A 5,543-nucleotide genomic window follows, 5' to 3' on the forward strand; every position below is an offset into this window, starting at 1 on the left:
ATACTTTTATGAAGAATAAAAAAACTGCTACTTGTTGGAGCAAGTAACAGTATCAAACACTTAAGAAAAAATTCATGTTCAATATAAAACGAAAAACGGAGGAAGTCAAGATGTATTACGAAATAGGCGAAATCATACGCAAAAATATTCATGTTAACGGATTCGATTTTAAGCTATTCATTTTAAAAGGTCATATGGGCATATCAATACAAGTTAAAGATATGAACAACGTACCAATTAAACATGCTTATGTCGTAGATGAGAATGACTTAGATATGGCATCAGACTTATTTAACCAAGCAATAGATGAATGGATTGAAGAGAACACAGACGAACAGGACAGACTAATTAACTTAGTCATGAGATGGTAGGAGGTCGCTATGAAGCAGACTGTAACTTATCTAATCAAGCATAAAGATGAAAATCTATTTATTACAAACCGACCAACCGAAGTGAACGATACAGTGAAGTATTCAACTGATATGCGAGACGCAAGAGAATTCGACGGACTAGACAAAACTGTTATTGATATGTTTAAGCACAAAGCAATCAAGAAAACAGTGACAGAAACAATTGAGTATGAGGAGGTAGAACATGACTGAGGAAAAACAAGAACCACAAGAAAAAGTAAGCATACTCAAAAAACTAAAGATAAATAATATCGCTGAGAAAAATAAAAGGAAATTCTATAAATTTGCAGTATACGGAAAAATTGGCTCAGGAAAAACCACGTTTGCTACAAGAGATAAAAACGCTTTCGTCATTGACATTAACGAAGGTGGAACAACGGTTACTGACGAAGGATCAGACGTAGAAATCGAGAACTATCAACACTTTGTTTATGTTGTAAATTTTTTACCTCAAATTTTACAGGAGATGAGAGAAAACGGACAAGAAATCAATGTTGTAGTTATTGAAACTATTCAAAAACTTAGAGATATGACATTGAATGATGTGATGAAAAATAAGTCTAAAAAACCAACGTTTAATGATTGGGGAGAAGTTGCTGAACGAATTGTCAGTATGTACAGATTAATAGGAAAACTTCAAGAAGAATACAAATTCCACTTTGTTATTACAGGTCATGAAGGTATCAACAAAGATAAAGATGATGAAGGTAGCACTATCAACCCTACTATCACTATTGAAGCGCAAGAACAAATTAAAAAAGCTATTACTTCTCAAAGTGATGTGTTAGCTAGGGCAATGATTGAAGAATTTGATGATAACGGAGAAAAGAAAGCTAGATATATTCTAAACGCTGAACCTTCTAATACGTTTGAAACAAAGATTAGACATTCACCTTCAATAACAATTAACAATAAGAAATTTGCAAATCCTAGCATTACGGACGTAGTAGAAGCAATTAGAAATGGAAACTAAAAATTAATTAAAAGGATGGTATTTAATTATGAAAATCACAGGACAAGCGCAATTTACTAAAGAAACAAATCAAGAAAAGTTTTATAACGGCTCAGCAGGGTTTCAAGCTGGAGAATTCACAGTGAAAGTTAAAAATATTGAATTCAATGATAGAGAAAATAGATATTTCACAATCGTATTTGAAAATGATGAAGGCAAACAATATAAACATAATCAATTTGTACCGCCGTATAAATATGATTTCCAAGAAAAACAATTGATTGAATTAGTTACTCGATTAGGTATTAAGTTAAATCTTCCTAGCTTAGATTTTGATACCAATGATCTTATTGGTAAGTTTTGTCACTTGGTATTGAAATGGAAATTCAATGAAGATGAAGGTAAGTATTTTACGGATTTTTCATTTATTAAACCTTACAAAAAGGGCGATGATGTTGTTAACAAACCTATTCCGAAGACAGATAAGCAAAAAGCTGAAGAAAATAACGGGGCACAACAACAAACATCAATGTCTCAACAAAGCAATCCATTTGAAAGCAGTGGCCAATTTGGATATGACGACCAAGATTTAGCGTTTTAAGGTGTGGTTTAAATGCAATACATTACAAGATACCAGAAAGACAATGACGGCACTTATTCCGTCGTTGCTACTGGTGTTGAACTTGAACAAAGTCACATTGACTTACTAGAAAACGGATATCCACTAAAAGCAGAAGTAGAGGTTCCGGATAATAAAAAACTATCTATAGAACAACGCAAAAAAATATTCGCAATGTGTAGAGATATAGAACTTCACTGGGGAGAACCGGTGGAATCAATTAGAAAATTATTACAAACAGAATTGGAAATTATGAAAGGTTATGAAGAAATCAGTCTGCGCGACTGTTCAATGAAAGTCGCAAAGGAGTTAATAGAACTGATTATAGCGTTTATGTTTCATCATCAAATACCTATGAGCATAGAAACAAGCAAGTTGTTAAGCGAAGATAAAGCACTATTATATTGGGCTACAATCAACCGCAACTGTGTAATATGCGGAAAGCCTCACGCAGACTTAGCGCATTATGAAGCAGTTGGCAGAGGTATGAACAGAAACAAGATGAATCACTATGACAAACATGTATTAGCGTTATGTCGCGAACATCACAACGAGCAACATGCGATTGGCGTTAAGTCGTTTGATGATAAATATCAATTGCATGACTCGTGGATAAAAGTTGATGAGAAGCTCAACAAAATGCTGAAAGGAGAGAAAAATGAATGAATAGACTAAGAGTAATAAAAACCACACTCCTAATCGTCATCTTGGCGGAAGGGATTAGGAATGTGATTGACAAACTCAAAATTAACCTTTGTCTAACTTATTACGAGCAACTATAAAAATTATGAATAACAACATGGTGTTTCGAATTCCGGAAGGCATAAAAGGCAAAAGTTCATTTGCAAGAAAAGTTATAAAAGGCTTTAAATCTTCACATAAATTATCTAAAAATAACAATGTTATTAATTCAGAAAGCGGGTGTGATAACTCTTGGATTTCTTTGTTCTTATTAGAATCACTTTGAACATTATAGGTCTGTACTTGTGTCATGTGTTTTCCGAACCCGGCCGTTACAGGTTCCCATTTGATTCGACGGATAGATTTAGCGTTAATAAGCGTGTTTTTGACATATTCGTAACGCAAAAGGCTGAAAGCCGTATCTATAGTATTGCTATCTACATCTATAGATTTTTTAACAAAGTCAGAGGTTTCTTCAGAAAATAATGAGTTTGAAAATTCAGGGATTTTTATATTAATGGGTTTTAATTCGGTTGCGCTTTTTATCTTCTCTATATTTAACTTAGGTAAATTTTGAATAACGGAACTACGCTCTGAAATTTTACGAGCAATCTCAATATTTTTTCTAAGGTAAGGGCTGTTAGAAAAGCTTGTAGCAACTTTAATTTGGCGCTCCAAAGTATTTATAGTACGACTAAGAGTTGTTAAATGCTCGATGTTAGTCAGTTTTAGAGCTGGAGTAGGTATATTTACTTTAATATCAGGCACTTTAGTAATTTTGTCTAACTGAAATTGTACTAACGAAGAATAGTCCTTATACATTATATTTCACCCCCAATCTAACGCAGTAGCGATAACAAAATTATAGCAGAAAGGAGATAACGAAATGGCAACATTTAGAGTTTACAAAGAATCAGGCAACTTTGTCACAGTACACAAAGATTTTATACATGATTCTAATATAAGTTGGAAGGCTAAAGGTATTCTACTTTATTTGTTAAGTCGACCTGATAACTGGCAAATTTACGAAACAGAACTAGAGCAACATTCAACTGATGGACTTAGCGGTTTAAAGAGTGGAATCAAGGAACTGGAAGAAATTGGATATATTCAACGTAGTAGAAAACGTGATAAGAGTGGTAGGTTAAATGGTTATGAGTACTTAGTATATGAGCAACCGCACCACATTCGATTTTCCAACGTTGGAAAAACCGTTAACGGTAAAACCAACAATGGAAAAACCGTTAATGGTAAATCGCATACTACTAATAATAATAGTACTAATAATGATTTAACTAATAATAACAATACTAATAACGAAGGAAGTATATTGTCGGGCAACCCGACGGTGTCTTCCATTCCCTATAAAGAAATTATCGAATACTTAAATAAAAAAGCAGGAAAGCATTTTAAACATAATACAGCTAAAACAAAAGATTTTATTAAAGCAAGATGGAATCAAGATTTTAGGTTGGAGGATTTTAAAAAGGTGATTGATATCAAAACAGCTGAATGGTTAAACACGGATAGCGATAAATACCTTAGACCAGAAACACTTTTTGGCAGTAAATTTGAGGGGTACCTCAATCAAAAAATACAACCAACTGGCACGGATCAATTAGAACGTATGAAGTACGACGAAAGTTATTGGGATTAGGGGGGATATTATGAAACCACTATTCAGTGAAAAGATAAACGAAAGTTTGAAAAAATATCAACCTACTCATGTCGAAAAAGGATTGAAATGTGAGAGATGTGGAAGTGAATATAACTTATATAAGTTCGCTGCTACTAAAAAACACCCGGATGGTTACGAGTATAAAGACGGTTGCAAATGTGAAATCTATGAGGAATATAAGCGAAACAAGCAACGGAAGATAAACAACATATTCAATCAATCAAATGTTAATCCGTCTTTAAGAGATGCAACAGTCAACAACTACAAACCACAAAACGAAAAACAAGTACACGCTAAACAATCAGCAATAGAGTATGTACAGGGTTTCTCTACAAAAGAACCAAAATCATTAATATTTCAAGGTTCATATGGAACTGGTAAAAGCCACCTAGCATACGCTATCGCAAAAGCAGTTAAAGCTAAAGGGCATACAGTTGCTTTTATGCATATACCAATGTTGATGGATCGTATCAAAGCGACATACAACAAAAATGCAGTTGAGACTACAGATGAGTTAGTCAGATTGTTAAGCGATATTGATTTACTTGTACTAGATGATATGGGTGTAGAGAACACAGAACACACTTTAAACAAACTTTTCAGCATTGTTGATAACAGAGTAGGTAAAAACAACATCTTTACAACTAACTTTAGTGATAAAGAACTAAATCAAAATATGAACTGGCAACGTATCAATTCAAGAATGAAACACAATGCAAGAAAAGTAAGAGTAATCGGAGACGATTTCAGGGAGCGAGATGCGTGGTAATCACAAAACAAAATATAAAAGAAATATTACATTGTAGAGATGTATATGCTCAAAAGATGATTGATTTTGCATACGGAGACCAAGAGAAACTTAAAAAACTTATTGATGATAAGTTGAAAGAAAAAGAAGAAAGATCCGCTATCGTCGAATATTAAGGAGTGTTAAAAAATGCCGAAAGAAAAATATTACTTATACCGAGAAGATGGCACGGAAGATATTAAGGTCATCAAGTATAAAGACAACGTAAATGAAGTTTATTCGCTCTCAGGAGCCCATTTCAGCGACGAAAAGAAAATTATGACTGATAGTGACCTAAAACGCTTCAAAGGCGCTCACGGGCTTCTATATGAGCAAGAGCTAGGTTTACAAGCAACGATATTTGATATTTAGAGGTGGACGATGAGTAAATACAACGCTAAGAAAGTTGAGTACAA

General features: G+C 33.6%; 10 protein-coding genes. 9 read left to right on the forward strand and 1 reads right to left on the reverse strand.

The genetic code is table 11. The annotated features are described in order from the left end of the window. The first annotated feature begins 110 nt into the window (after window positions 1-110). From HMPREF3247_RS08765 to HMPREF3247_RS08785, 5 genes are read left to right on the forward strand one after another with little or no spacing between them, the layout of a single operon-like run. Window positions 111-371: a DUF1108 family protein gene (locus HMPREF3247_RS08765; RefSeq protein ID WP_000291090.1), complete on the forward strand. Its 261-nt coding sequence runs from the start codon at window positions 111-113 to the stop codon at window positions 369-371. 9 nt (window positions 372-380) lie between these two features. Continuing rightward, the gene (locus tag HMPREF3247_RS08770) at window positions 381-602 is read left to right on the forward strand and encodes a DUF2483 family protein (protein ID WP_015978316.1); all 222 of its coding nucleotides are present in this window, start codon (window positions 381-383) and stop codon (window positions 600-602) included. Beyond that, on the forward strand, window positions 595-1,383 hold the full coding sequence (locus tag HMPREF3247_RS08775) for an ATP-binding protein (protein ID WP_064266590.1): 789 nt from the start codon (window positions 595-597) through the stop codon (window positions 1,381-1,383). The genes HMPREF3247_RS08770 and HMPREF3247_RS08775 overlap by 8 nt, the downstream gene beginning before the upstream one ends. A 28-nt stretch (window positions 1,384-1,411) precedes the next feature. Further along, window positions 1,412-1,963 carry a single-stranded DNA-binding protein gene (locus tag HMPREF3247_RS08780; RefSeq protein WP_000704705.1) on the forward strand — a complete coding sequence of 184 codons (552 nt, stop codon included), beginning with the start codon at window positions 1,412-1,414 and terminating at the stop codon, window positions 1,961-1,963. 12 nt (window positions 1,964-1,975) lie between these two features. Beyond that, on the forward strand, window positions 1,976-2,647 hold the full coding sequence (locus HMPREF3247_RS08785; RefSeq protein WP_070866229.1) for a putative HNHc nuclease: 672 nt from the start codon (window positions 1,976-1,978) through the stop codon (window positions 2,645-2,647). An 81-nt stretch (window positions 2,648-2,728) separates the two neighbouring features. Here the strand turns inward: HMPREF3247_RS08785 and HMPREF3247_RS08790 are convergent, their stop codons facing one another. Beyond that, a complete protein-coding gene (locus HMPREF3247_RS08790; protein WP_000276234.1) occupies window positions 2,729-3,484 on the reverse strand; it encodes a hypothetical protein in 756 nt (251 codons plus the stop codon). A 64-nt stretch (window positions 3,485-3,548) separates the two neighbouring features. Here HMPREF3247_RS08790 and HMPREF3247_RS08795 point away from each other — a divergent pair, with 64 nt between their 5' ends. The 4 genes from HMPREF3247_RS08795 to HMPREF3247_RS08810 are packed head-to-tail and all read left to right on the forward strand — an operon-like array spanning window position 3,549 to window position 5,499. Continuing rightward, on the forward strand, window positions 3,549-4,319 hold the full coding sequence (locus HMPREF3247_RS08795; RefSeq protein WP_000190253.1) for a conserved phage C-terminal domain-containing protein: 771 nt from the start codon (window positions 3,549-3,551) through the stop codon (window positions 4,317-4,319). 10 nt (window positions 4,320-4,329) lie between these two features. Next, window positions 4,330-5,109 carry an ATP-binding protein gene (locus HMPREF3247_RS08800; RefSeq protein ID WP_070866230.1) on the forward strand — a complete coding sequence of 260 codons (780 nt, stop codon included), beginning with the start codon at window positions 4,330-4,332 and terminating at the stop codon, window positions 5,107-5,109. After that, the gene (locus tag HMPREF3247_RS14835; RefSeq protein WP_064266588.1) at window positions 5,103-5,264 is read left to right on the forward strand and encodes a hypothetical protein; all 162 of its coding nucleotides are present in this window, start codon (window positions 5,103-5,105) and stop codon (window positions 5,262-5,264) included. Before HMPREF3247_RS08800 ends, HMPREF3247_RS14835 begins: the two co-directional genes overlap by 7 nt. A 13-nt stretch (window positions 5,265-5,277) precedes the next feature. Then, window positions 5,278-5,499, forward strand: coding sequence for a DUF3269 family protein (locus HMPREF3247_RS08810; protein WP_001123681.1), 222 nt, complete (start codon window positions 5,278-5,280; stop codon window positions 5,497-5,499). Window positions 5,500-5,543 lie beyond the last annotated feature (44 nt).

Origin of the sequence: Staphylococcus sp. HMSC36A10 (assembly GCF_001838845.1) — a bacterium.
Classification (GTDB): Bacteria; Bacillota; Bacilli; order Staphylococcales; family Staphylococcaceae; genus Staphylococcus; species Staphylococcus aureus.

Coding starts and splice junctions, on each gene's coding strand:
- HMPREF3247_RS08765 (WP_000291090.1), top strand. CDS start 111: ATGTATTACGAAATAGGCGAAATCATACGCAAAAATATTCATGTTAAC.
- HMPREF3247_RS08770 (WP_015978316.1), top strand. CDS start 381: ATGAAGCAGACTGTAACTTATCTAATCAAGCATAAAGATGAAAATCTA.
- HMPREF3247_RS08775 (WP_064266590.1), top strand. CDS start 595: ATGACTGAGGAAAAACAAGAACCACAAGAAAAAGTAAGCATACTCAAA.
- HMPREF3247_RS08780 (WP_000704705.1), top strand. CDS start 1,412: ATGAAAATCACAGGACAAGCGCAATTTACTAAAGAAACAAATCAAGAA.
- HMPREF3247_RS08785 (WP_070866229.1), top strand. CDS start 1,976: ATGCAATACATTACAAGATACCAGAAAGACAATGACGGCACTTATTCC.
- HMPREF3247_RS08790 (WP_000276234.1), bottom strand. CDS start 3,484: ATGTATAAGGACTATTCTTCGTTAGTACAATTTCAGTTAGACAAAATT.
- HMPREF3247_RS08795 (WP_000190253.1), top strand. CDS start 3,549: ATGGCAACATTTAGAGTTTACAAAGAATCAGGCAACTTTGTCACAGTA.
- HMPREF3247_RS08800 (WP_070866230.1), top strand. CDS start 4,330: ATGAAACCACTATTCAGTGAAAAGATAAACGAAAGTTTGAAAAAATAT.
- HMPREF3247_RS08810 (WP_001123681.1), top strand. CDS start 5,278: ATGCCGAAAGAAAAATATTACTTATACCGAGAAGATGGCACGGAAGAT.